The sequence below is a fragment of the Novispirillum itersonii genome (assembly GCF_014205675.1).
GTDB lineage: Bacteria > Pseudomonadota > Alphaproteobacteria > Rhodospirillales > Rhodospirillaceae > Novispirillum > Novispirillum itersonii_A.
In genome coordinates, this window is the sequence record NZ_JACIIX010000001.1 from 299,545 (window position 1) to 325,723 (window position 26,179).

The 26,179-nt window shown below is 67.3% G+C and carries 18 protein-coding genes; 9 read left to right on the forward strand and 9 right to left on the reverse strand.

Annotated features, from left to right (window positions below):
• Positions 1 to 44: 44 nt before the first annotated feature.
• From FHS48_RS01380 to FHS48_RS01395, 4 genes are read right to left on the reverse strand one after another with little or no spacing between them, the layout of a single operon-like run.
• Complete coding sequence (locus tag FHS48_RS01380; protein WP_184260461.1) at positions 45 to 1,475, reverse strand: ABC transporter ATP-binding protein; 1,431 nt, start codon at positions 1,473 to 1,475, stop codon at positions 45 to 47.
• Entirely contained in the window at positions 1,472 to 2,287 is an 816-nt protein-coding gene (locus FHS48_RS01385; protein ID WP_260402282.1) for an ABC transporter permease, read from the reverse strand. The genes FHS48_RS01380 and FHS48_RS01385 overlap by 4 nt, the downstream gene beginning before the upstream one ends.
• Positions 2,284 to 3,243, reverse strand: a complete 960-nt coding sequence (locus FHS48_RS01390; RefSeq protein WP_184260464.1) for an ABC transporter permease — start codon at positions 3,241 to 3,243, stop codon at positions 2,284 to 2,286. The genes FHS48_RS01385 and FHS48_RS01390 overlap by 4 nt, the downstream gene beginning before the upstream one ends.
• On the reverse strand, positions 3,231 to 4,793 hold the full coding sequence (locus FHS48_RS01395) for an ABC transporter substrate-binding protein (protein WP_184260467.1): 1,563 nt from the start codon (positions 4,791 to 4,793) through the stop codon (positions 3,231 to 3,233). The genes FHS48_RS01390 and FHS48_RS01395 overlap by 13 nt, the downstream gene beginning before the upstream one ends.
• 297 nt (positions 4,794 to 5,090) lie before the next feature.
• Here FHS48_RS01395 and FHS48_RS01400 point away from each other — a divergent pair, with 297 nt between their 5' ends.
• A complete protein-coding gene (locus FHS48_RS01400; protein ID WP_184260470.1) occupies positions 5,091 to 7,082 on the forward strand; it encodes a methyl-accepting chemotaxis protein in 1,992 nt (663 codons plus the stop codon).
• Positions 7,083 to 7,145: 63 nt separating this feature from the next.
• On the opposite strand, the gene FHS48_RS01405 is transcribed toward FHS48_RS01400, so the two are convergent.
• Both FHS48_RS01405 and FHS48_RS01410 read right to left on the reverse strand, forming a co-directional pair.
• Positions 7,146 to 8,840, reverse strand: a complete 1,695-nt coding sequence (locus tag FHS48_RS01405) for a methyl-accepting chemotaxis protein (RefSeq protein ID WP_184260473.1) — start codon at positions 8,838 to 8,840, stop codon at positions 7,146 to 7,148.
• Positions 8,841 to 9,413: 573 nt separating this feature from the next.
• The gene (locus tag FHS48_RS01410) at positions 9,414 to 12,068 is read right to left on the reverse strand and encodes a sensor histidine kinase (protein ID WP_184260477.1); all 2,655 of its coding nucleotides are present in this window, start codon (positions 12,066 to 12,068) and stop codon (positions 9,414 to 9,416) included.
• Between the two features lie 379 nt (positions 12,069 to 12,447).
• Between FHS48_RS01410 and FHS48_RS01415 the strand changes: the two genes are divergently transcribed.
• From FHS48_RS01415 to FHS48_RS01435, 5 genes are all read left to right on the forward strand, one after another.
• On the forward strand, positions 12,448 to 13,230 hold the full coding sequence (locus FHS48_RS01415) for a protein phosphatase CheZ (protein ID WP_184260480.1): 783 nt from the start codon (positions 12,448 to 12,450) through the stop codon (positions 13,228 to 13,230).
• 309 nt (positions 13,231 to 13,539) lie between these two features.
• A complete protein-coding gene (locus FHS48_RS01420) occupies positions 13,540 to 14,229 on the forward strand; it encodes a cytidylate kinase-like family protein (protein ID WP_184260483.1) in 690 nt (229 codons plus the stop codon).
• Positions 14,230 to 14,501: 272 nt separating this feature from the next.
• Positions 14,502 to 15,602 carry a COX15/CtaA family protein gene (locus FHS48_RS01425; protein WP_184260486.1) on the forward strand — a complete coding sequence of 367 codons (1,101 nt, stop codon included), beginning with the start codon at positions 14,502 to 14,504 and terminating at the stop codon, positions 15,600 to 15,602.
• Positions 15,599 to 18,958, forward strand: a complete 3,360-nt coding sequence (locus tag FHS48_RS01430) for a sensor histidine kinase (RefSeq protein ID WP_184260489.1) — start codon at positions 15,599 to 15,601, stop codon at positions 18,956 to 18,958. The genes FHS48_RS01425 and FHS48_RS01430 overlap by 4 nt, the downstream gene beginning before the upstream one ends.
• A 111-nt stretch (positions 18,959 to 19,069) precedes the next feature.
• Positions 19,070 to 20,305, forward strand: coding sequence for an MFS transporter (locus FHS48_RS01435; RefSeq protein WP_184260492.1), 1,236 nt, complete (start codon positions 19,070 to 19,072; stop codon positions 20,303 to 20,305).
• A gap of 86 nt (positions 20,306 to 20,391) precedes the next feature.
• Here the strand turns inward: FHS48_RS01435 and FHS48_RS01440 are convergent, their stop codons facing one another.
• Entirely contained in the window at positions 20,392 to 21,597 is a 1,206-nt protein-coding gene (locus FHS48_RS01440; RefSeq protein ID WP_221443308.1) for an MFS transporter, read from the reverse strand.
• A gap of 106 nt (positions 21,598 to 21,703) precedes the next feature.
• On the opposite strand from FHS48_RS01440, the gene FHS48_RS01445 reads away from it, so the two are divergent.
• Positions 21,704 to 22,639, forward strand: coding sequence for a LysR family transcriptional regulator (locus FHS48_RS01445; protein WP_260402283.1), 936 nt, complete (start codon positions 21,704 to 21,706; stop codon positions 22,637 to 22,639).
• Here the strand turns inward: FHS48_RS01445 and FHS48_RS01450 are convergent.
• Positions 22,599 to 23,498, reverse strand: a complete 900-nt coding sequence (locus tag FHS48_RS01450) for a LysR family transcriptional regulator (protein ID WP_184260498.1) — start codon at positions 23,496 to 23,498, stop codon at positions 22,599 to 22,601. The two genes, FHS48_RS01445 and FHS48_RS01450, sit on opposite strands and share 41 nt — an antisense overlap.
• 116 nt (positions 23,499 to 23,614) lie before the next feature.
• Between FHS48_RS01450 and FHS48_RS01455 the strand changes: the two genes are divergently transcribed.
• Positions 23,615 to 24,283 carry a DsbA family protein gene (locus FHS48_RS01455; protein WP_184260501.1) on the forward strand — a complete coding sequence of 223 codons (669 nt, stop codon included), beginning with the start codon at positions 23,615 to 23,617 and terminating at the stop codon, positions 24,281 to 24,283.
• 4 nt (positions 24,284 to 24,287) lie between these two features.
• On the opposite strand, the gene yfcF is transcribed toward FHS48_RS01455, so the two are convergent.
• A complete protein-coding gene (gene yfcF / locus FHS48_RS01460; protein WP_184260504.1) occupies positions 24,288 to 24,905 on the reverse strand; it encodes a glutathione transferase in 618 nt (205 codons plus the stop codon).
• Between the two features lie 129 nt (positions 24,906 to 25,034).
• Between yfcF and FHS48_RS01465 the strand changes: the two genes are divergently transcribed.
• Positions 25,035 to 26,177: a cobalt-precorrin-5B (C(1))-methyltransferase gene (locus tag FHS48_RS01465; protein ID WP_184260507.1), complete on the forward strand. Its 1,143-nt coding sequence runs from the start codon at positions 25,035 to 25,037 to the stop codon at positions 26,175 to 26,177.
• The last annotated feature ends 2 nt before the right edge of the window (positions 26,178 to 26,179 follow it).

The following is a 26,179-nucleotide window of genomic DNA, read 5'->3' on the forward strand; positions in this document are numbered from 1 at the left end:
CCGCCGGGTTTCCCCGCCGCCCATCCGGACAGCGGGGACCGGCCTCAGGCCGCCGCCGGAAGCGTCAGCACCCGATCACAGACCCGGTCCAGCAGGGTGCGGTCATGGCTGACCAGCAGCACCGCACAGCCCTGTTCCCGCGCTGCCGCCGTCAGCAGGCCGATGGTTTCCTGCTGGGTCAGCAGATCCAGCCGGGATGTCGGTTCATCGGCGAACAGGAACACCGGCTTCAGCAGCAGCACCCGCAGCAGGGCCAGCCGCTGCAACTCGCCACCGGAGACCTGTGACGGCAGGCGGTCGAGCAGTGCTTCGTCCAGCCCCAGACGCCGCAGCAACGGCGAAATCGCCGCCGGATCGCAGCGGTGACGCCGGACCACATCCATCAGCGCGGTCCGCAGGGACACCTTCGGCGCGAAGGCGGCCGGGGGATCCTGATACAGCTTCTGCCAGCGGTAAGGGGCCATGGCGGGCCGCTGCACGGTGCCGGACTCCGGCTCCAGCAACCCCAGACAGACATCCCCGAACGAGCTTTTGCCACAGCCGCTGGGGCCGGACAGACCGACCACCTCCCCCGCCGCCAGATCCAGCGACAGCCCGGAAAACAGGGTCCGCCCGCCGCGCGCCACCGCCACCTCCCGCGCCGTCAGCACCGGCTGACCGGCCGGAGCCCCGGCGCTCTCCCGGCGGGGCCACCCCTCGGGATCTGCCGCCAGCAACGCCTGCGTAAAGGCGTGGGCCGGGCGGAACAGCACCTCCGCCGCCGGTCCCTGCTCCAGCACCGCGCCATCGCGCATCACCACCACCGTGCCGCCCAGCGCCCGCGCCACCGCCGGATCATGGGTGATGGTCAGCAGGGCCCCACCGGCCTGCACATGTCGGTCCAGAAGGGCCGTCACCTGATCGCGGCGGCTGACATCCAGCCCCTTGGTCGGTTCGTCCGCCACCAGCAGCGGCGCGTCGCCGGTCTGGGCGGCAGCAAAGGCCACCCGCTGCGCCATCCCACCGGAGAGCTGCCCCGGCAGCCGGGAGTCCGCCGCCAGAACATCCAGACCGCGTAACGCCTCCCGCGCTGCCTGCCACGCCCGGCGGCGGGACAGTCCGCCGACCAGCCAGCGGGTTTCCATCACCTGCGCCCCGGCCCGCATGGTCGGATCCAGCGCCAGCCATGGTTCCTGCGGCAGCACCGCCACCGTCCGGCCCCACAGGGCCCGGCGGGCGGCGGGCGGCTGATCAAGCTGGGACACCCCGTTCAGCAGCACCTCGCCTTCGGCGACCAGTGTCGGCGGCAGGGTGCCGATCAGGGCCTGCGCCAGCAGCGATTTTCCCGATCCGGTTTCGCCCAGCAGCGTCACCGCATGCCCGGGCCGCAGGGTCAGGCTGACCGGCTGCACCAGCAGACTGTCGGCCCCGCCCGGTGATGCGGTCTGCCGGGACCGGACCCGGACCGACTGGGCTTCAAGGGAGTGAAACGTCATCGCGGATCCTTTCCGGCCAGCAGGGTCAGGGACAGCCCGAGCAGCACCATCACCGCCACCGGCTGGGCCAGCGCCCATGGGGCCTCTTCGTAATAGGGCAGCAGTTCGGTCATCATCAGCCCCAGCTCCGCCACCGGCGGACGCAGACCAACGCTGACAAACCCCAGCGCCGCCGTGGCCATCACCGTCGCCGCCGCCCCGAAGGCCGCCAGCGTCAGCACCACCGGGGCCAGTTCCGGCCACAGATGCCGCCGCACCAGCAGCACCGGCCCCAGCCCCAGCAGCAGCGAGGCCTGTACCGCCGGGGCCTGCCGCAGCCGCCGGACCTGCGCCCGCACCACCCGGAAAAACTCCAGCCACAGCAGCAGGGCAATGCCGACATACAGGGCGATGAAGCTGCCGGGGGCGATAGCCAGCACCAGCAGCACCAGCAGCAGCCCCGGCAGGGCAAACACCGCATCGGCCAACAGGGACAGCCCCCGGTCCACCCAGCCGCCGGACCATCCGGCCACCATCCCCAGCAGCACCCCCGGCACCGCCGCCGTCACCACCCCGATCAGGGCCAGCCCCAGCGACAGCCGCACCGCCGACGCCAGCCGGGTCAACAGACTGCGGCCCAGATGATCGGTGCCCAGCAGGGTGACGCCATCGGCCCAGTCAAAATCAGGCGGTGTCAGCAACAGCATCAGGTCCTGTTTCGCCGGATCCACCGACCATACCAGCGGCACCCCCCAGCCGAACCCCAGCAGGGTCAGCAGCAGCGCCGCCCCCATCCACCGCTGTGCGGTCATCCCCGCGACAGTCCTGATCATGACGGACCTCCCCGGGGATCCAGCAGGGCGCACACCACATCAATCACCGTATTCATTGCCACCACGAACAGTCCCATCGCCAGCGCGGCCCCCTGAATCATCGGCACATCGCGGGCGACAACGGCATGCACCAGCGCATGGCCGATGCCCGGCCAGGCAAACAGGGTTTCGATCACCACCATGCCTTCCACCAACCCGACGAACTGCACCCCGAAGTAGGTCAGCACCGGCACCCCGGCATTGCGCAGGCCATGCCGCCAGAACACCAGCCCCCCGCCCAGCCCTTTGGTCCGCCCGAAGGTGTAAAAGGCACTGGCGGTCACACCGGCCACCGCATCGCGGCTGACCCGCGCCGACACCGCCGCCAGACACAGGGCCAGTGTCAGCATCGGCAGGATGGTGTGGGCAAGGCTGCCGGACCCGGCAGCGGGCAGCAGCCGCGCCTGCACCGACAGCAGCAGGATCAGCACCACCCCGACGGTGAACGGCGGCACCGACCGCATCAGCACCGCCACCAGCAACAGGCCGCGGTCCAGAACTCCCCCGGGGCGGAGTCCGGCCAGCGCCCCCAGCGGCGGGCCGATCAGCAGGGACAGACCGGCAGCCGAGGCCGCCAGCAGCAGGGAATGGCCGAACTGATGCCCGACCTCCTCGGCCACCGTCTGCCCGGTCACCAGCGACTGACCGAGATCCAGCCGCAACAGGTCCCACAGCCACGCCAGCAGGGCCAGCGGGGCAGGCTGATCCAGCCCCAGGTCCTGCCGCACCGCCTCTGCCGCCGCCGTCGAGACCCAGTCAAAGCCATAGCGTCCGGCGGCAATGCGGTAGGCCATATCCCCCGGCAGGGCGCGGACCAGCACAAAGGTCAGGACCCCGACCATCACCGCCACCAGCACCGCCTGCCCGGCCCGCGCCAGCAGCAGCCGGGGCAGCGGCCCGTTGATCAGCGCACCCATGTCACCTCCGACAGGCGGTAGCTGCGCTCATAGGGATCCAGCGTCAGCCCGCTGACCCGCTTCGACACCGCCACGGTCTGCTGGTACCAGCTGACCGGGATCACCGGCAGCTCGGCCAGCAGGATCCGCGAAACCGTCTGCCGCAGGCCGGTGGCGGTGGCCGGGTCGGTGCCACGTTTCAGGGTGGCCAGCGCCTGTTCCATCGCCGGGGACGACCAGTTCATCGCCCCCCAGTCGCCGCCGCCGGGGCCAAAATCCTGTAGGGCGGTGACCAGCGGATCCGGCACCAGCCCGAAGGACCGTGCCATCAGCGCCATTTGCAGGGTGCCATCGCGGTGCCCGGCAGGCACATCGCTGGAATTGCCGACCGATACCGCCACATCAACGCCAATCTCCCGCCACTGCGCCTGAAGGGCGGTGGCGATCACCGGCAGCTCCGGACGGTCGGGGAAGGTGCGCAGGGTCAGTTTCAGGGGTTTGCCGTCCCGGCTGCGCAGCCCGTCGCTGCCCGGAACCCATCCGGCCTCCGTCAGCAGAGCGGCGGCCTGCGTCAGGTCCGCCCGCAGCGGCAGCCCCTCCGGCAGCGGCCAGTCCCCGGTACCGGGCGGGAACATCTGCCCGGCGGCCGATCCCGGCTCGCGCAGCAGCCCGGTGGCAATGCCGCCCCGGTCCACCGCCAGCGCCAGAGCCCGCCGCACCCGCAGGTCCGACAGCGCCGGATCCCCGGCATTCAGCTTCACCGACACCGTGCGCGGCAGCGGCAGGGCCTGCACCGTCACCGCCGGATTGCGCTGCAACCGCTGGCGGCTGGCCGGATCCAGCGTGTAGACCACGTCGGCATCCCCGCTTTCCGCCATCATCGCCCGGGTTTCCCCGCGCCCGGCGGCCAGATAGGTCATCTTCCCGACTCCGGCAGGCTGACCCCAGTAGCGGTCAAACCGCTCGGCGGCCAGAGACTGCGGCGGCTTGACCTCGGTCAGCCGGAACGGGCCGGTGCCGATCACCTGCGTCACCGTCCCATCCGGACCGTAGGAGGCCGGGGCCAGAATCTGGGCAGCGGTCCCGGCCAGTGTCGCCAGCAACGGCGCAAACGGTTCCTTCAGGCGGATTACCACCGTCTCCGGCCCACCCACCGCAATGCTCTCCAGCGGCGCCGAGGCCAGCGGACCGGGCTTGGCCGCCGCCGTCCGCAGCGCCGCCGCAACGGTTTCGGCAGTCATCGGGGTACCATCGTGGAACAGCACCCCCCGGCGCAGGGTCAGGGTCCAGACCACACCGGCGGCATCAACCTGCCAGCCCTCGGCCAGCCCGGGGACCAGCCCCCCGGCCTTGTCCACATCCACCAGCGTCTCGGCAATCTGCAACCGGGTGAAAACATAGCCATGGCGGGCCGGATCAAGACTGCTGACCTCCCACGGGGCGGTGACGGTCAGGATTCCGGCCGGGGCATCGGCCAGAGCCGCCGGAGCGGGCAGGGCCAGCCCCAGCGACAGGAGCAGGGCCGATACCGGCCGACGCAGACGGGGGGGCAGAAGGGCGACTCGGCGCATCAGGGGGTCTCTCAGCTTGAAAAACTTAGGGCTTGCTACGTTATAACATAACTTTTTCAGTGCAAGATTTTTATGCGAGCGAGTCGCAATATCCTTCCTCACCCCCCTCCCCCGCCGTAAAAATAAGACGAATGGGTTACACACAAAACTGTAACCCTGATCTTCGTATTTAGTATTTCGTTTTATTCACATCCACGACTATACAGCCCCCGCCGCACTGACCGGCCCCTCCCCTTTTTCATCCCCCACTTTTTGGATCTGCGCGCCAGCAGCCAGAAGGCCGTTTCCGAGACCAGAATGACCTCAGTCCTCCTGACCGCCCCACCCGGGCGGGCCGCCCCCATTGACCGTGACCGCAGCCTGATGACCCGCATCCTTCAGGTGCTGTCGGCTTCAGTTCTGGTGGTGTTCGCCGCCTTCGCCATCTATGCCGACTCTTATGAACGTACGGCCATCGACACCGATGTCCGCAAGGATCTGGAGGTCTCCGGCCAGTCGATTGCCGCCACCCTGCAAAACTGGCTGGATGCCCGCACCGCCATGGCGGCGGTGATCGCCAACGGGCTGGAAGGCACATCTGACTCCGCCGAAGACATCACCCGCATCATGGCGATGCCGGCCCTGAACACCTATTTCGACGCGGTCTATCTGGGGCAGGAAGACAAGCGCTTCATCCGCTGGCCCGACCTCACCATGCCGGCCGATTTCGATCCCCGCACCCGGCCGTGGTACACACTGGCGATGAAGGAGCGGTCGGCCATCCTGACCCCGCCCTTCATCCAGACCTCCTCCGGCAAACTGGTGATGACCGCCGCCGCCCCGGTGATCCGCAACGGCAAGGCCACCGGCGTGGTTGCCGCCAATTTTCCGGCGACGGTTCTGGCCGATACCCTGTCCGACTTTACGCTGGGCGGACGGGGCCGGGCCTTTCTGGTCGACGGCAGCGGCAGAATCCTGCTGCATACCGATGCCGCCCTTCAGGGCAAACCCCTGTCCGCCGCCTATCCGGACCATACCCCGACCCTGACCGCACAGGTGCAGGACGTTGCCGCTAATGGCCGCGAGGAACTGGTCCGGCTGTTTCCGGTCAGCCTGGCCGGCACCACATGGTACGTGGTGACCGCCGTCGACAAGAAAGTGGTGTTTGCCCCGCTGGTGCAGTACCGCCTGTCGGTTCTGGCCGCCTGCATTGCCGCCGCCCTGCTGCTGGTGGCGGTCATGCAGCAGTCGCTGCTGCGGCTGGTTGCCCGCCCGCTGCGGTCGATGACGGCCGCCATGCGACGGCTGGCGGACGGGCATCTGGAAACGGAAATCCCCTGCCTGACCCGCCGCGATGAAATCGGTGCCATGGCGGATGCCGTCGGCGTGTTCCGTCACAACGGGCAGGAACGCCACCGGCTGGAGCTGGCGCAGCAGGCCGATTCCGAGGCCCGGGAACGCCGGACCGCCGCCCTCGAAACCCTGCTGATCGATTTCGACCGGGAAATGGTCCATGTGCTGGAAACCGTGACCTCGGCCTCCACCGAACTGGAAGCCACCGCCCGCGTGCTGTCCGGCACCGCCGAACGCTCGGCGCAGGATGCGACAACGGCGGCGGCGGCCACCGAGCAGGCCTCGGTCAACGTCCGCAGCGTTTCCAGCGCCACCGAAGAGCTGGCCACCTCGATCAGCCATATCACCGAACGCGCCAGCCGGTCGCAGACGGTGGCCGCCACCGCCCGCGAGGCCGCCCGCACCACTGAAACCACTGTGCAGTCGCTGGTCGCCGCCACCGCCAAGATCAGCGAAATCGTCAGCCTGATCAACGATGTCGCCAGCCAGACCAACCTGCTGGCCCTGAACGCCACCATCGAGGCGGCGCGCGCCGGAGAAGCCGGAAAAGGCTTCAACGTCGTCGCCAATGAAGTGAAATCTCTGGCCAACCAGACCGCCCGCGCCACCGGCGAAATCTCTGCCCAGATCGGCGAAATTCAGCAGGTGTCCGATCAGGTGGCCGTCGCCATCCGCGAGATCGTCACGGTGATCGGCGACATCAGCGCCCTGAGTGATGATATCTCCGGCGCGGTTGACCGCCAGAACGAGGCCACCCGCGAAATCGCCCGCAACGTCGCCGAAGCGGCGCAGGGCACGCAGGAGGTGGCGGGCAGTGTGGCCAATGTCACTCTCGGCGCGCAGGAAACCGGGCACAGCGCCTCGCAGCTGCTGGCCGCCGCCGGGGAACTGGCCCGGCAGTCCGAGCAGATGCGCGGTGAGGTCAGCGCCTTTTTCGACCGCATCCGCAGCCTGTAAAAACACAGACCGCCCCGGAGATGGGACTCCGGGGCGGTTTTCCTTACCGGATCAGCCGCACGGTTACGCCGACCGCAGATCCTGCACCAGTGTATCCACCGCTGCCGACAAGTCATGCGACTGCTGCCGCAGCACCAGGGACGAATCACTGACCGCCATCGCCGCTTCGCCGGTGCGTTCCGAGGCCCGGTTCAGCACCGTCATGTCTTCATGCAGGGCGACAAAGGTCCGGGCGATCAACTGCATGCTTTCGGCGATTTCATGGGTGGCCCCGTCCTGCTGCTCCACCGAGGCGGCGATCGAGCCGGAAATGGTATCCACCCGGCCAACAATCTCCGACAGCGTGGAGACCGCTTCGGTGGTGGCCGTCACAAACTGCTGCACCGCGTCGATCTGGCTGGAGATATCCGCCGTCGCCCGGGCGGTCTGATTGGCCAGCGACTTGACCTCGTTGGCCACCACGGCGAACCCCTTTCCGGCCTCTCCGGCGCGGGCGGCCTCGATGGTGGCATTCAGGGCCAGCAGGTTGGTCTGGGCGTTGATGGCGGCAATCAGTTCCACCACCTGCCCGATCCGTCCGGCGGCCTCGGCCAGCCCCTGCATCTCCCGCACGGTTTCTTCCGCCTTGCGGGTGCCCTCATGGGCCAGTGTCGCCGCCTGCTGCACCCGGCTGGCGATTTCGCGGGTCGAGGCCGACAGCTCTTCCGCCGCCGCCGAGACGGTCTGCACCGAGGCCTGCGACTGATCCGACAGCGCCACCACATTGCCCGACCGCTCCGAGGCATCCTCTGCCGAGCGGGTCAGGTCGGCGGCCACACTGTTGACGCTGCTGGCGGCATCGGCAACCCCGTTGGCAATGCCCTGCACCCGGGCCTCGAAGGTGGCGGCCATCTGCAACTGCTGACGGCGGCGTTCTTCGTCCTGCCGGGCCTGCGTCGCCTGCTTTTCGGCTTCCAGCTCCCGCGCCTTGATGCCCTGAAGCCGCAGAATCTCCACCGCCCGTGCCATCGCACCGATTTCATCGCCCCGCCGCTGCCCGTGCACCGGATGGTCATAGTGCTGGGCCGCCATCTGTTGCAGGTCATCGGCCAGACGCCGCACCGGCAGGGTGATCGACCGCGACAGCACGATGGAAAAGCCCCCGGCCACCAGCAGCAGCGCCAGCGCCACCAGACCGAACTTCACCGCGAACACCCGCACCGAGTCGTAAACATCATCGACATAGACGCCGGAGCCGACAAACACCTCCAGCTCCGGGAAGCCCTGAATCCACGAAATCTTATCCGCCACCACTTTCCGGGCCGGATGCAGGAAGACGTATTTCACCTCTCCCGCCCCGGCCCCCTTGGCCAGCGCGATCATCTCGCGGAACAGGAACTTTCCGTTGGGATCCTGATAATCCAGCATCCGGCCGCCGACCTTGGACGGATCGGCCCCGACCGCCTGCGCCACGGCGTTATAATCATAGACAAACAGATAATCCTGACGCCCATTGGCCCAGGCCCCGTGGATGTACCCGCGCAGATCTTCCAGCACCGCCGCCCGGTCAACGCTGCCGTTGGCGGTGTGCTTGCGGATCAGATCTTTGGTCAGGTTGCCTGCCATCTCGACCACGGTGCGGACCATGGCCTGCCGCTCCGCCATCTGGGCGCGGTAATCCATCCAGACCGCGACACCGCCCAGAACCACCATGGAAATGGCAAAAATAACCAGACTGGCGGATACGCGCGTGGCGATCCGCAGGTTGGACAGCTGCATTGTTTCCCCCTGTACGGAGTTGGCTTGACCCGCCCCCTGCCTTTGCCGCAGAGCCGACAGATGTTGAACCGTTATTCCGTCACACCCCAGACCGCCTGATTATCCCGCAGGGTTTTCCCTGTCGGCGGCGGCCGGTTATTCACACCCACCATAAACCGGCTGACGGGGAAGCCGCGCCACCCCCTCGGCCAGACTGCACGGACATCCTCCCCACCGAAAGGCGGGAAGGTCCGGTACGGTCTCTGAATGGCATTCTGCCCGTGCGGGCCCTTTCTGCGGAACACTCCCCGCAGTGTGTTGACTGTCCGCGCCAAGGCCCTGCCTGTGCCAGCAGGAACCGCGCCACACGCCTTGCGGGGCGGCGGCGGAGACAGATTTTCAACACAAAGAACCCCTGCGCCCGTTATGGGCATCAGAATGGTGCCCCAGGGTTACAGATAAAACCAATTCAAAATTCCTATACCAACGTTATGGGTACTCCAATACGACGGAGGCCCCTCAGGGGGTTACGCCCCGTCCGGCCTCCCGGCGGGTTGGTACAGCATATTCCTGCCGTCCGGCGGGATCCGGGATTTACGGGTCCGGCTGACGCCGGGGCAGCCGGACCAGCGCATCGGTCCCCTGATCAGGGGCACTGTGCAGGGTCAGGGTTCCCCCATGCAGTTCGACAAAGGCCTTGGACAGCGGCAGCCCCAGACCGGTCCCCTCATAGCGGCGGGCAAGCCGGTTGTCGACCTGCCGGAACGGCGTCAGCGCCACCGGAATGTCTTCCGGCCGCATGCCGATGCCGGTATCCCGGACCGACAGACACAGGGTGCCGTCCGGTTCCTCCTGCCACAGGCGCAGGGTCACGGATCCCCCCTCCGGGGTGAATTTAACGGCATTGCCCAGCAGGTTGACCAGAACCTGCTTCAGGCGGCGTCCTTCCCCCCAATACGACGGCAGACCGGACGGAATCTCGCTGTGCAGGGTCACCCCTGCTGCCACCGCCCGCACCGAAATCAGGCGCAGAGCGCTGTCAGCGATCTGCGCCAGATCGACCGCCTCCGGCTGCAAAACCATCATCCCGACATCAATGCGGGACACATCAAGAATATCGTTGATGATATCCAGCAGGTGACGCCCACTGTCCATGATATCGCGGGCGTACTCGCCATACTGGGGCGGCTGGACCGGACCAAACACGCCGGAGCGGATAGCATCGGAAAAACCGATGATTGCATTCAGCGGCGTCCGCAGTTCATGGCCGATATTGGCCAGAAACTCAGTCTTGGCCCGGCTGGCCAGCTCCGCCTGCTCCTTGGCCACCCGCAGATCCTGTAGGGCCGCGTGATAGGCGCTGATATCCCCGACCGACCCCGCCATCCGCCACGCCCGGTTGACGGTATCGCGCAGGGCCATCCCCCGGTGCCGCACCCAGCGTTCCCGGCCATCCAGATTGCCGATCAGCCGGTATTCGCAGGAGAAATAAGGCTCCTCGCCGCGCAGATGGCGGATCATCTGGTCGCGGAAATGCGGGCGGTCCTCCGGATGGATCACCAGCGGCCAGTCCCGGGCCCGGGGCACCGCCGCAATATCCACCCCCAGCAGATCGCGGGCATGCGGACTGAAATACACCCGGTCGCTGAGGATATCCCAGTCCCAGATCGCCTCGTTGGTGCCGCTGACCGCCAGCGCATAGCGGGCCTCGCTGGAGCGCAGGGCCCGCTCCGCCCGCTGGCGCTCGCTGATATCCCGCACCACCACGGTATAGACGATCTGCCCCCCGAGCTGAACGCCGGACACTGACAGCTCCACCGGGAAGGTGGTGCCGGTCGCCCGCCGCCCCATGGTTTCCTCAATCGCCCCCACCATCCAGTCGCCGCTGCCGATCGGGATGCCGTCAACCAGATCAGACAACGACCGTCCGGCCACTTCCGCCGAGGCATAGCCGAACATCTGCTCCGCCGCCCGGTTCAGGTGTTCAATCCGTCCGGCGTCATCGGTGGTGACAATGCCGTCCACCACCGCTTCCATAATGGTCTCAAGGCGCTGCTGGCGTTGCAGGGCGGCTTCCCGCGCCTGCCGCTCCGCCGTCAGGTCGCGCCCGACCAGCATCACCCCCTGCCGGGTCCCGTCATGGAACGGCACTCCGGCGAGTTCCATATAGGCCAGTTCCCCCCCCGGGCGGAGCACCGGCACCATGGTCCAGCTGCTGCCCTGAACCGGACCGGCCCCGGTCACATCCCAGTCAGGCCGGGCTTCCGGCGCACCGTCCTCGGTCAGGCGGTTGACCTCCGCCTCGTGGTCGGGACTGACAAAATCGGCCAGACGGTAACCGAGGACGCTGCCCTCGGTCCGCCCGAGAAGGGCCAGCCCAGCCGGATTGATATAGCGCAGGAACCCCCCGACCGTGACCGCGATCAGGTTCGGCGACACCTCCGCCAGCTGGCGGTAACGGACCTCACTCTGTGCCACCGCCCGCTCGGCCCGCCGCCGCAGGGTGATATCGGACAGAATCATCACCGTCTCACCGTTGGGGGTCCGGGCTTCCCAGATCGCCAGAATCCGCCCGTCATTCAGGCGGACCTCCAGAACACCGCGCGGATTGCGGTGTGAAATCAGCCGGGCCTGAATCCAGGTTTCCGCCGATTTTCCCGTCAGATCAATCAGGCCGGCATCAATGACCGCCTGCATGATCTCGCGGAAGGACACCCCGGGCCGGATCCATGCCTCAATCCGTTTCAGCAGGCGGCGGTACGGGCGGTTGCACACCACCAGACGGTCCTGATCATCAAACAGGGCGAAACCGTCGTTCATCACCTCAATCGCCTGTAGCAGGCGGTCTTCCTGCGTGCGGGCGTGACGCCGGGCTTCGTGCAGGGTCTGGGCGATATCGACCGCGCCGGACAGGGGCTGGACGGTCAGCAGGCAGGATCCGTCGGCGGCCGTCTGCCGCCGCAGCGTGATCCCGACGGAATCGGCGGCACCGATCGTCTCCAGCGTCTGGCGCACGGTCAGCGGCAGGGCGGCCAGCCAGTCAGAGAGCGGCGCGCCTGCCGGCACCGACGGCAACCCACTCTGGGCCCACAGCGTGGACAGACGGGAGGACACCTCCAGCAGATGCCCCGCCGGGTCAAAGGCAGCGGCGGCCCCGGTGGCCCCGCCCGCCGACTCCAGCAGGGTCAGGATCAGCCCCGGCGAAACCGATGCGGCGGCAGGCGTCTCAGGCGTTGGATCCGACGTCATGGCTCCGTCCGGGCTGCGGTCGCAGGAAAGAGCTGACGGTCCGGCAGGTGCGGCCCAACCCGTCAGCCCGCACAGATCACCATACTTTCCACAGGGGTTGAAGCAAAAAGCAGCCCGTCCGCACGGCAGAAACCGGACGTTGCCATCAACTGCGCCTTGCCGCCCGGACCCGTCTTGATATAGTCCCTGTTCCGGGGAAAGGTATCCGCCGACGGGGCACCCCGTACGCGATGAAAATTTATGCTGCCATACATACGGTTTTAGGGAAAAATATCCGGGTCTTACACAGGAAGAACGCCTGATTACAGATCGGATCTCCCGGCAGGAACCGGACGGATTGCCCCACCGGGGCCAGAGGGGACAGGAAGAGGTTTCGGGCATGACCACCACGCCACAGTCGCGCAAGACCTACACCGCCGAACTCCAGAGACTTCATAAACTGGGGCTGGACGGCGGCGGCGGAGACGGGCAACCCCTGCGCGGGGACCCGCGGGTTCTGTCCGAGGTCGAATCCCTGCGGGATGAGGTGCGGGTCCTGTCGCACCTGCTGCGCAACCATGTGCTGCCGCCGGAGGAAACCGAGGAATCCGAAGAAGCCGAGAAAGACCCGCTGCTGGCGGAATATGAACGCCAGCGGGCCGAGGTGCGGGTCCTGAAAATGGAGCTGCGGGCTCTGGCCAACTCGATTCAGGAAACCAAGCGCGAAATCGCCCATCTGCGCGCCCGGGATGCTGATACCGACCGCCTTGAAGTGGTGGCCGGGGAGCTGGATGCGGTGGTCGGTGCCACCGAAAACGCCACCCACGGCATTCTGGAAGCCGCGGAAAAGATCGACAATATCGCCCACACCCTCCGGGCCAGCCCGGACAGCTACGTCAAGCAGCAGGCTGAAGAGCTGAGCGATCACATCATGTCGATCTACGAACACAGTAACTTCCAGGACATCACCGGCCAGCGCATCACCAAAGTGGTCAACACCCTGAAGTTTGTTGAGGACCGGGTGGACCGCATGATCAGCATCTGGGGTCAGGAGACGTTCCAGGAACTGATCGCCGAACTGCCGGAAGAGTATACGCAGGACGACGAACGCCGCCTGCTCAACGGTCCCCAGCTCGAAAATCATGGGATTTCGCAGGACGAAATCGACAAACTGTTCGGCTGATAAGCCGGTCTGGCTCCTCTGTCCGGTTTCCGCAGAAAGCCCCGCCCCTCCGGCGGGGTTTTCCGTTGCGGATACCGACAAAAGATTTAGGTCTTCTGCCGTGACGGACGTACCGGACGGACGCCGTCTGTGGTATACTGTAGGCAGGTAACAGGCTCCGGACCACGGAGCGGACTCCGGGGTGGGCCCCGGGACAGACCTCCCGCCAGCCCCCACCGGTCAGACGCCCCGACAGCCGGTTTCATCCGGCTTTGCGCCCCGTCAGACAGACATCGCCGCTGTTGAGAGCCAGAACTGCGGGAGGCACCCATGACCACCCTTCATTCTGCCATGCAGGCCCTGATGATGGCCTCCGGCCTGCCCGGAGACGGCGGACTGATCCGCCCCCCGAAGCCGGTGATCGCCATCTCCCGCGATCACGGTGCCCTTGGCCGCCAGATTGCGGTTGCCCTGTCGAAACGGCTGGATATCCCGGTGTATGACCGTGAAATCCTTGACCATATCGCCAAGCGGCTGGAAACCGACCCGGCAACCCTGAAGCAGCTGGATGAGTCCAACGCCCGGGCGCGGGACATGTGGCTGATGCGCCTGTTTACCGGCAAGGACCTGTCGGAAGACGCCTACCGGCGGTGCCTGATTGACGTCGTGCTCAGTCTGGCCCGGGTGGGCGGGATCATTCTCGGCCGGGGATCGAACGTCATTCTGTCGACCTCCTGCGCCCTGCGGCTGCGGGTGACCGCATCGCCGGATGTCTGCGCCCGCCGGGTTGCCGCCCGCTACGGCGTCAGCCTCGACGATGCCCGCCAGCAGATCGAGACCATCAACCACAATCGTGGGCGCTTCGTGTGGGAGCTGTTCCACGCCCGGAACAGTGACGCCACGACCTTCGACATGGTCCTCAACACCGACCGGATCGACGATCCGGACAAGGCGGTGGACAGCATTCTTGCCGCCTATACCGCCCTCGCCGAGGCCTCCACCGCCCGGCTGTCGGCCTGACCGTTCCGGGCAGGCAATCAACGGCGCCCTGACAGCCTGTCAGGCGGCCCGGCGGGACACCTCCCTCCCGCTGGGCCTCCCGCCGGGCCACCCGACGGATCCCCTGCCCGGAGGTATCATTACGGTTCCGGTTCATTGGTCTGAACCCGGTGTTCAGGGCAAAAAAACCGCTGTCTTCTGCATCTTACCGGTAACTTCCTGTTCGCGCCTCCCCCGGAAGCATGGCATCCTGATCGGACAATCCTGCCCGTATGCCGGAGAGTGATGCCGTCATGCCGTCTGCCGTCATCCCCTTGCCCCCCAGCCTCCACCGCCCGGCTCCGCCGGGGGTCAGGCTGTGGCTGTATGGATTGTGTGCTGCCCTGCTGGTGATGGTTGCCCTGGGCGGGGCCACCCGGCTGACCAACTCCGGGCTGTCGATGGTGGAATGGAAACCCCTGACCGTCCTGCCGCCGCTGACCGATGCCGACTGGCAGTCTGACTTCAGCAAATATCAGCAAAGCCCGGAATACCGCCACCGGACCACCGGCATGACCCTGTCGGAGTACAAGGGGATCTTCTGGCTGGAATACGTCCACCGGCTGTGGGGGCGGATGATCGGGGCCTGTGTGTTGGTACCGCTGGCCGTCTTCTCCCTGCGGCGGCGGCTGGCCCCGCCGCTGCTGCGGCGGATGGGCCTGCTGTTTGTGCTGGGGGGCGCACAGGGCGGACTCGGCTGGCTGATGGTCGCCAGCGGCCTGAACGACCGGCCGGAGGTCAGCCATTTCCGGCTGGGAGCCCATTTCCTGATGGCGGTGCTGCTGTACGGCCTGCTCCTGACCACCGCCCTGCGGCTGACGGCAGGCCCCGATGGCCGGGCCACGCTGATGCCGCCACGGCCGGGCGATCCGGTTGCCAACGCCCTGCTGGTCCCCGTCACCCTGACCCTGCTGTGGGGGGCGTTCACCGCCGGACTGGATGCCGGACTGTTTTACAACACCTTCCCCCTGATGGACGGGCAGCTTCTGCCGCCGGATCTGGCGCAGGCATCCCTCTGGCCCCCCGGCCCCGGTGCCCTGCTGCTGGTGGAAAACCCGGCCACCGTCCAGTTCGTGCACCGCTGTCTGGCGGTCCTGACGGTTCTCGGCCTGTGCCTCAGCTGGCTGCTGCTGTGGCGGCATCATCCGGCCCCGGCAGTCCGCCGGGCCGCACAGGTCACCGCCCTCGCTGCCGTGGCCCAGATGGCCCTGGGCATCGCCACCCTGCTGGCGGCGGTCCCGGTGCCACTGGGGGTTGCTCACCAGACCGGGGCCCTGCTGCTGGTCACCTGCCTGCTGGTGTTACGGCACCTGTCAGGCACCTGCCGGACAACCGATGAAGAGGGCGCCCGATGACCCCATTCCGCCCCCGGCGCCTGTTGCCCGTCCTGCTTCTGCTGGCCGCCATCGGACTGACCGTTCTGGCGGCTGTGGCGCAGTGGCAGTGGTCGCAGCAGGTGCGGGCCTCCGCCGCCCGGTATGGCGAGGCGATCGCCCATAACGCGGTGCCCCGGCTGGCCACGGTCGGCGACAGGCTGGTTGCCGAAGCCCTGAAAACGGTGCCCCGGGCCAGTGACGGCTCCCCCAGCAGCCTCCCCCCGGCCCTGCTGACGGAGACACTGTTTCACCTGACGCATCCGCCGGTCCTGATTGACCTGACAGCGGCGGCGCTGGTGCTGCCGGACGGCACGGTCGGCGCCTCCACGGCAGGAAACAAAGACAGCCAAAATGACAGGCCACGTGACGGACAGCGGGAAGCCCGCATTGATCTGCTGGAACGCGCCCTGTCCGGGGCCATCGTCGCCGACCTGCCCGACAGGACGCCGCTGCTGTTCGGCCCGTCAGCCGGTCAATCCCCGTCGGTGCTGATCATGGTTCCGCTGACCAGCGGCGGCAGGACGGTGGCGGTGCTGTCGCTGACGGCCGAGGCCCCGGCCCTCCGGCCTGTTCTGGACGGATTCGGCCCGGCCACCCGGGCCAGCCTGTTTCTGGCCGGGGCCCTCCTCGCCCTGCTGACCGCCGCCTTTCTGCGGTTCTGCGCCCGCGCCCGGGGCACCGCCGGACAGCCGATGGCCTGCGGCCTGCCCGATCCGCACGGCCCCCGGGGGGCCCCTGTGCCGATACAGGCCCCCGCCGCAACCGCACTGCCGGGGCTGACGCCCCCCCTGTCGCCATGGGAGATTCTGGACAGCCAGCAGGCGATGCAGGCGGTGATCGACGGCGGCGGGGCCTGCCTGTGGGCCAATGCCGCCTACCGCCGCTTCCTGTTCCCCGGCACGGCCCGGGAAACGGACTCTCCCCTGTCGCCGTGGCCGGTGCTGCTGCATGACCACTTTCCCGGCAATGCGGCGGTGATCAGCCGCTGTCTGGCTCTGGCGCAGGGGGGCAAGGCCGCCTCGGTGGAGCTGACCGATGAGCGGACCACCGGCCTGCGGTTCCTGCGGCTGGAGCTGACCCCCGCGCCGGTGGCGGACGGGGTGCCCTCCGGAGCCCGCCACCACCTGCTGCTGACCGACATCACCGCCCTGCGGCAGATGGAGGCCGATCTGCGGGTCGCCCGCGACCGGATGGAACTGGAGGTCGCCACCCGTACCGATCAGCTGCGCGACAGCGAACAGCGGTTCCGCGATCTCGCCACTGCCACCTCGGACTGGTTCTGGGAATCCGATGAACATCACCGGCTGTCGTGGTTCTCGCTGCGCGAGACGACGGTGGAAGCCCTGAACCCCCATGTTGCCCTTGGGAAAACCCGGGTGGAGATCATGGCCGCCGCCGGAAACCCGCCGGAGCTGATCGCCAGCCACCTGACGGTGCTGGAAAGCCAGCGCCCGTTCCGGGACCTGACCTTCTTCCTGTTTGACCGCAACAACCGCCGCCGCTGGATCCGCACCAGTGGCAGACCGTTTTACAGCGACACCGGCACCTTCCTCGGCTACCGCGGCATCGCCATCGAAATCACCGAGCAGGAAGAAAGCAAGCTGCGGGCCTCCGCCGCCGAGAACCGGCTCCTCACCGCCATCGACAGCATTTCTGAAGGGTTCCTGCTGTGGGGAGAGGATGACCGGCTGGTGCTGCACAACCGGGCCCTGCTGGATCTGCTGCCGTTTCTGGCCGACCACTGCCATCCCGGCCTGCCCTACACCGACTTCCTGCGGCTCCTCAGTGCCGCCCTGCTGCCGGAAACCGATGAATTTACGCTGTCCGAACGCAGCGCGCTGGAAAGCCGCTGGCTGTCGCAGCACACCAGCGAAGGCTATGTGGTGCGCGAACTGGCCTTCCCGCAGGAGCGGTATATTCTGGAGACCGGACGCCGCACCCACGATGGGCTGACCGTCAGCGTTTACGCCGACTTCACCGAACGCAAAGCCGCTGAAATGGCCCTGTCAGCTTCGGAAGCCGACCTGCGGACCCTGCACCGCATCACCAGCGCCCCCAACCGGGGGCTGGATGAGAAGCTGGCGGCCCTGCTGCGCTTCGGCAATCAGCGCTTTGGCATGACCACCGCTTTCCTGATGCGGGTGGAAGGCGATCAGGCGGTGTTTGAGGAAGTGATGGCCCCGGCAGGATCCCTCGCCCGGGGGATGTCCATGCCGCTGGCCGAGACCCTGTGCCAGTATGCGGTGGAAACCCTGGAGCCGATCGCCGTTCCGGACACGCTGGATCCGTTCTGGCAGGCGCAGGTCGCCGCCGCCTGTGGGGCAGAATCGGAGAATCTGCCGGTGCCGGTCCGCAGCTACATCGGCATGCGGGTCATGGTCCGCAACACCGTCTACGGGGTGCTGGGGTTCTGTGCCGACGCCGCCCGCCCCCGGCCGTTCTCCGCCACCGATGCCGAGATCATCAAGCTGATGGCCCTGTGGACCGGGGCGGAACTGGCCCACTGGCAGGTGGAGACCGAACTGCGCACCGCCCGCGACCACGCCGACGCCGCCAACCGCACCAAATCCGAATTTCTGGCCAATATGAGCCATGAACTGCGGACCCCGCTGAATGCCATCATCGGTTTCTCCGAGGTGATGGCCAGCGAGATGTTCGGGCCGGTCGGCAGCCCCAAATACAAGGATTACGCTGGCAGCATCCACGAGTCGGGCCGCCATCTGCTCGACATCATCAACGATATCCTCGACGTTTCAAAGATTGAGGCCGGACAGCTGGTTCTGGCCGAAGAACCCGTCGATCTGGAAGATCTTTTACAGGCGTCCCTGCGGCTGGTGCGGGAACGGGCGATGACCGGATCGGTCAGCCTGTCGCTGTCCTGCGGATCCGCCCTGCCCCGCCTGTACGCCGACCAGCGCCGCCTGAAACAGGTGCTGCTGAACCTGCTGTCCAACGCCATCAAATTTACCCTGCCGGGGGGGGCGGTCACCGCCTGCGTGGACTGGCAGAGGGAAGACGGGCTGTCAATTTCCGTCACCGACACCGGAATCGGCATGACGGAGGCGGAAATCACCATTGCCCTGACGCCGTTCCGGCAGGTGGACAGCGGTCTGGCCCGGCGGCAGGAAGGCACCGGCCTTGGCCTGCCCCTGACCAAGGCACTGGTGGCCCTGCATGACGGGATCCTGTCCGTTCACAGCACGCCCGGAACCGGAACCACGGTGACGGTGTGGTTCCCGCCGGAGCGGCTGATTGTTCCGGCGGCAGAGGTCTCCGGCACAGATGCCGCCGGGTCGGTTCCTCCGGCAGCCCCTGTTTTGGGCAAGTTTTCATAATACAAAGCCTTCGGATAGTTTTGTCGAAATGATGGCAGACAACAGGCATAGTGGCTGACAATCCCCCTGTTTCCATCCGGCCCGGCCGGATGCCGTCCGGAGTGTTCCGTCATGTCCTCCCCTGCTGCGACTCCCTCGGGTACTGCGCCCCCTTCAGGCCGCCCGTTTCTGGTGATCCTGCTCTGCGGTGCCCTTGTTGTCAGTCTGGCCATGGGTGTCCGCCAGAGCTTCGGGCTGATCATCGGCCCGCTGTCGGCCCAGAATGCCTGGCCGGTGGCCACCTTCTCCTTCGCGCTGGCCGTCCAGAACCTGCTGTGGGGGGCGGCGCAGCCGTTCGCCTCGGCACTGGCGGAACGCTGGGGTGCGCACCGCGTGGCGATTGCCGGCGGTGTCACCTATGCCGCCGGTCTGGCCCTGACCGCGTGGGCCAACACAGCCGGGGGTGCCTTTGCCGGAACCGGGATCCTGATCGGTCTGGCCCTGTCCGGCACCACCTTCGGCACCGTTCTCGGTGTCATCGGCCGCGCCGCCCCGCCGGAAAAGCGGTCAATGGCACTGGGGATTGCCAGTGCGGGCGGCTCCTTCGGCCAGATGGCGGTGATTCCGGTGGCCTCCGGCCTGATCGCCTCGGTCGGGGTGGTGCAGGCGATGCTGATCCTTGCCGTTGTTGCCCTGCTGATGGTGCCGCTGGCACTGGCACTGACCGAGCCAAGCCTGAACCATCCGCAGGCCGGACCGACCCAGTCGATGGGGGCAGCCATCCGCGGGGCGTGGAATGACCGCAGCTTCCAGCTGCTGACCCTTGGCTTTTTTGTCTGCGGATTTCAGGTGGCCTTTGTCGGCGTTCACCTGCCCAACTATCTGGCCCTGTGCCACATGCCTCCGGCGCTGGGGGCCACCGCGCTGATGATCATCGGCGGCTTCAACATCATCGGCAGCTGGGGCTGCGGGGTTCTGGGCCAGAGCCAGCGCCCGCGCAAGGTGCTGAGCCTGATCTATCTGCTGCGTGGCATCGTCGTCGCGCTGTTCATCACCCTGCCGACCACCGAGGTCAGCGTGATCCTGTTTGCCGCCTCGATGGGGCTGCTGTGGCTGGGCACGGTGCCGCTGACCAGCCAGATCATCGCCACCCTCTACGGCACCCGCTACATGGGTACCCTGTTTGGCATCGTCTTCTTCAGCCACCAGATCGGGTCCTTCACCGGGGTGTGGGCCGGGGGACTGCTGTTTGACGCCACCGGGTCCTACGATCTGGTGTGGTGGGGTTCCATCGGCCTTGGGGTGGTTGCCGCCGTGCTGCATCTGCCGATCGCCGATGCGCGGAAGGAACAGGCGGTTCCCGCCTGATCCTGCGGCGGGATACACCCGGCCCGGCACAACAGAAAAATGGGGGAGGCCATGACCTCCCCCATTTCCGTCTCAGGACCTGCTTCTTAAAACCGCCGCCGCATCCACACCGCCGTCCCGGCCCCGGCAAGGGAGAACAGCAGGGTGGTCAGGGCCACCGCCTCCCAGCCGCCGTGCTGCCACAGCCACCCGGCGCCGGTGCCGGAAATCCCGGCCCCCATGTAATAAAACAGCAGATACAGCGAGGCCGCGTGCCCCTTGTGGGTCGGCGACAGCCGCCCGACACAGCTGCTGACCACCGAATGGCCGATGAAAAATCCGGCGGTGATCAGCACAATCCCGGTCACCGTCAGCGGCAGCGAGGATGGCAGGGTCAGCAGCGCCCCGCCCCCCATCAGCCCGAAGCTGATCAGCAGGGTCGGCATCACCCCCAGCCGCGCGGTGACCTGCCCCGACAGCGACGACGAGAACACCCCGAACACATAGGCCAGAAACACCAGCCCGATTTCCCGAGGACCCAGCCCGAACGGCGCACCGCTGAGGCGGAAGGTGCTGTAGTTGAACACCGACACGAACACGCTGGTCAGCACGAACCCCAGAAAATACAGGCCCCGCAGCGACGGATCCTTCAGCCGGCCGCCCCACAGGCCAAGGTGCACCGCCAGACCGGCCCCCTTGGTCGGGGTAAAATTGCGCGACGGCGGCAGCAGCACCCAGAACGCCAGCGACGACAGAATGCAGAACACCCCGATCACGCCCAGCGCCTGATGCCAGCTCATCACCGTGGTCAGCTGGGCCAGCCCGACCCGGCCGATCATCGCGCCCAGCGCGGTGCCACCAACATACACACCCATCGCCTTACCCAGCCGGGCGGGATCAATCTCCTCGCCCAGATAGGCCATCGCCACCGCCGGGACCCCGCCCAGCACAAACCCTTCCAGCGCCCGGATCACCAGCAGCAGCGGCCAGTCGGTGACAAGGGCCAGCGCCGTGTTCAGCACCGAGGCCAGCAGCATCGAGGTAAACATCAGCCCCCGCCGCCCCAGCGCCTGCGACACCACGCTGGACGCCATGATCGCCAGCGCCAGAAAACTGGTCGACAGCGACAGGGCCAGCGAACTCTGAGCGGCGCTGATCCGGAATTCCGCCGCGATGTCCGGCAGCACCGGCTGCACACAGTACAGGGTGGCAAAGGTGGAGAACCCGGCGCAGAACATCGCCACCAGCGTCCGGCCGAAGGAGGAGGACCGGGTCAGGGGAACTTGGGGAGCGGTTGCCGTCATCGTTGCCATTTTGGAAGCACTCTGATGAGTGGGGGAGGTCCTTCCGGTGTATACCGCGCCTGCGAACGGGTCTAATATATCGCACCGGCAATCTTCATCTGTTTTGGATATGGCAATGGATCTGCGGCACATCCGGTATTTTCTGGCGGTGGCGGAAGAGCGCAATTTCACCCGCGCTGCCGAGCGCATCGGCATCGGTCAGCCGCCCCTCAGCACCCAGATCCGTGATCTGGAAGAGGAGATCGGCGCCCGGCTGTTCTACCGCCTGCCGCACGGGGCGGAGCTGACTGATGCCGGAAAAGCCTTCCATGATCTGGTCCGCACCCTGCCCGACCGGGTCAGCGAGGCCGCCGAGGCCGCCCGCCGCGCCGCCCGTGGGGAAACCGGGCAGCTCCGCCTTGGCTTTACCGGCACCGCCGCCCTCAACCCGATCACCACCGGCACCATCCGTGCCTTCCGGCGGTCCTACCCCGGGGTTGACCTGCGGGTGCAGGAACAGAATTCGATGGTGTTGTTGGACCAGATCCGGTCCGGCGATCTCGACATTGCCATCATCCGCGCCAATGGCGGCGATGCACCGGATCTGAAGCTGGATCTGCTGTATGCCGAACCGCTGATCGCCGCCCTGCCCGATACCACCGCCGAGGTGCTGTGCCCGGCGGAAACCCCGCTGTCCCTGCCGGTCCTGCGGGACCACCCGATTATCCTGACCCCGCCGACCGTGGGGGAAAGCCTGCGGAAGGCCGCGCTGGATGCCTGCACCGGGGCCGGGTTTACCGCCACCCTCGGCCAACCGGCACCGCAGATTGCCTCGATCCTGTCGCTGGTCGCCGCCGAACTGGGGTTTTCACTGGTCCCGGCCTCGGTGGAACAGCTGCGGGTGGCCGGAGTCCGCTACCGCCGCCTGACCGCCCCGGAACCGACGATCGGGCTGGCGGTGGTGATTCCGGCCCACAACCCCGCCGTCACCGCCGCCACTTTCCGCCGGATCGCGCTGGAGACCGCCAGGATCACCCCTGAGGCGGCCCGGTCAGATCGGCAAGGGCCGTGACCAGATAATCAATCAGCGCCCGCTGGGCCGCCGGCATATGGCGGCGGCTGCTGTACAGGGCCTGTATTGCCAGAACCTCCGGCTGCCAGTCCGGCAGCACCACCGTCAGCTCCCCCCGGGCCACCGGACCGGCGGCGGCAAACACCGGCAGCATGGCGATCCCTGCCCCGCCCAGCGCCGCCTGCAACACGGTCAGCGAATCATTGGCACTGAAGCCGCCCGACACATCAACGGTACAGAACCCCCGTGGCCCGTCCAGCGTCCAGCGATTCCCGCCGAAGCCGCTGTAGGACAGGCAACTGTATCGGGGCAGATCCTGCGGACTCTGCGGAATACCGCAACGCCGGAGATAGGCCGGGGCCGCACACAGCACCGACCGGCACCACCCCAGCGGCCGGGCAATCAGCGCCGGATCAACCCGGTTGCTGATCCGGACCGCGACATCAATCCGCTCCTCGACCAGATCCGCCACCTGATCAGAAACCTGAAGATCCACCCGCACCGCCGGATAGCGCCGCAGAAACTCCAGCACCACCGCCACCAGACGGGTCTGGGCAAACATCGGCGGGGCGGCGATCCGCACCAGTCCTTCCGGCTGCTCCGCCGGGGCCGCCAGCGCGGTGACCGCCCCCTCCAGTGCCAGCATCTCGCGGCACAGCGGCAAAATCCTGTCCCCGGCCCCGGTCAGGCTGAGGCGGCGGGTGGTGCGGTGCAGCAGCCGCACGCCAGCCCAGTCTTCCAGACGGGTCAGATAGCGGGAGGCCATCGCCCGCGACAGGCCCAGCCGCTCCGCCGCCGCCGACAGGCTGCCCCGCTCCACCGCCTCGACAAACACCCGCGCCGCTGTGATCCGGTCCATTGGTCCGTCCATTCCATGCAACAATCTGTCGCATACTACAGGCTACTGCGCCGGATCAGTTTGCAATAGGGTTTTCATTCCCCCCGCTTCACCCCACTGAACATTGATCCCAGACCATGACCGAGACCACGTTCGATTACTTTTTTGATCCCCTGTGCGGCTGGTGCTATGCCGCCGCCCCGGCCCTGCGGGCGCTGGCGGCCAGTGCCGGTCCCCGCCTGACCCTGATGCCGGTCGGCCTGTTCATGGGGGAAGGGGCCCGGCCGCTGTCTCCCGCCTTTGCCGAATACGCATGGACCAACGATCAGCGGATCCAGACCCTGACCGGTCAGCCGTTTTCCGAAGCCTACCGCACCCGTCTGCTGGCGGCCCCGGAGATCCGTTTTGATTCCGGACCGGCGACCAAGACCCTGATCTTTCTGGGAAAACTCAACCGCGCACTGGAACCGGCGTTCCTGCACGCCATCCAGATCCGCCGCTATCAGGACGGGGCCGACACCGCCCGCCCGGCGGTGCTGGCAGACATCGCCACCACGGTTGCGGCGGCAGCCGGGATAACGGTGAACGCCACCGCGCTGGCGGAACAGCTGGAAGACGACGCCAGCCTGATTTATGACACCGACCGCCGGATCACCACCGCCCGGCAGCTGCTGCGGCTGATGCCGGGCAGCGGGGTCCCGCAGCTGCTGGTCCATCGGGGCGAACAGCGCCATGCCGTGTCCGGGGCCGCCCTGTACGGCGGACCGGAAGCCCTGTTCGCCCATCTGGAAACCCTGACCGGCTGAGTCCTCAGCCGCGCAGGGCCAGCCACGCCTGCACCGCCGGATGCTGCCACTGACGGTCGGCATAGGCGGTCAGGCGCTCCGGCAGAGGGGTTCCGTCCAGATGGTCGCCATGCAGATGCAGGCGGTTGATCATCAGGGCCAGATCAATATCCGCCAGAGACCAGTCCCCGCACAGATGATCCCCGCCGTGGCCGAGCAGCCGCCCGGCAATGCCAAGGAACTGACGGGCGCAGGCCTCTGCCTCCGCTGACAGCGGCGCGAACCTCTGGCCAAGGAACACCGCCTCGGTCGGGCGTTCCTTCCGCAGCGGTTGCAGGCTGCTGCGGATCCACGACTGGACCTGCCGGGCCCGGGCCCGCTGCCGGGCATCCTGCGGATACAGGGCCGGACCGGGAACGGTCTCATCGATATATCCGGTGATCGCCGTCGATTCGATCAGGGTAAAGTCACCGTCTTCCAGCAGCGGAATCAGACCGGTCAGCGATTTGGCCGCATACTCCGGGCGGCGCGGCACCGACAGGTCAATGGTTTCCAGCGTGAACGGCACCCCCTTGACGGTCAGGGCGGCAAAGGCCGACAGCGCCCACGGGGACAGGTAACCGGAATCAACGGTCAGCTTCATGGCATCCTCACATCACACCAGTGTCTTGCCCACCGACAGTGACAGGTCCGGCCCGACCTGTCAGGATGCCGGATGTGACAAACTGCGGTAAAAACCCGCCACTGTTCCCCCTGCCAGACGGCCTGCCCGATGACTGAGACCTCTGCCCCCTCCGAAACCGGGATTCACCCCGAGACCGGTGCCCCGCTGCGCTCCGGCTGGACCACCGGGGCCTGTGCCACCGCCGCCACCCGGGCCGCCGTCAGCGCCCTGTTCGGGGGCTCCTTCCCCGACCCGGTGCAGATCCTGTTGCCAAAGGGCCAGCAGCCGGTGTTTCCACTGGCGGTGCAGGACAGCGGCACCGACGCGCAGGGGCCCTGGGCCCGGGCCGGAATCGTTAAGGATGCCGGGGACGACCCCGATGTCACCCATGGCGCTACCGTCCTGTCCACCGTCCGCCCCGGTCCGGCGGGCAGCGGTGTCACCTTCCGCGCCGGGGCGGGGGTGGGCACCGTCACCAAGCCGGGCCTGCCGCTGCCGGTGGGCGAACCGGCAATCAATCCGGTACCCCGCCAGCTGATGACCGCCGAAGTGCTGGAGCTGGCGGCCCGGTTCGGCAGACCGGCCGATGTGGTGATCGAGATTTCCATCCCCGGCGGCGACCGGCTGGCGGAAAAGACGTGGAATCCCCGGCTGGGGATCCTCGGCGGGCTGTCGGTGCTGGGCACCACCGGGGTGGTGGTGCCCTATTCGTGCTCGGCGTGGATTCACTCCATCCAGCGCGGGATTGATGTCGCCCGCGCCACCGGCCTGACCCATGTGGCGGGCTGCACCGGCAACACTTCGGAAAAGGCCGCCCGCGCCCTGCGCAGCCTGCCGGAAGAGGCCATCATCGACATGGGGGATTTTGTCGGCGGCATGCTGAAGTACCTGCGCCAGCATCCGGTGGAGCGGGTGACCATCGCCGGGGGATTCGCCAAACTGTCGAAACTGGCCTGTGGCCATCTCGACCTGCATTCCAAACGCAGTCAGGTTGATCGCGGCTGGCTGGCGGACCGGCTGGCGGACCTCGGTGCCCCGGCCAGCGTGACCGATCACGCCCGGCAGGCCAATACCGCGCTGGAAATCCTGGAGCTGGCACAGGCCCATAACCTGCCGCTGGGCGGGGCCGTTGCCGCCGCCGCCGCCACCGTGGCCCGCAGCGTGGTCGCCCCGGCTGCGGTGCAGATTGATGTGCTGGTGTTTGACCGCAAGGGGCGGCTGGTCGGCGACAGCGGGCTGCCGCAGATCTGAAG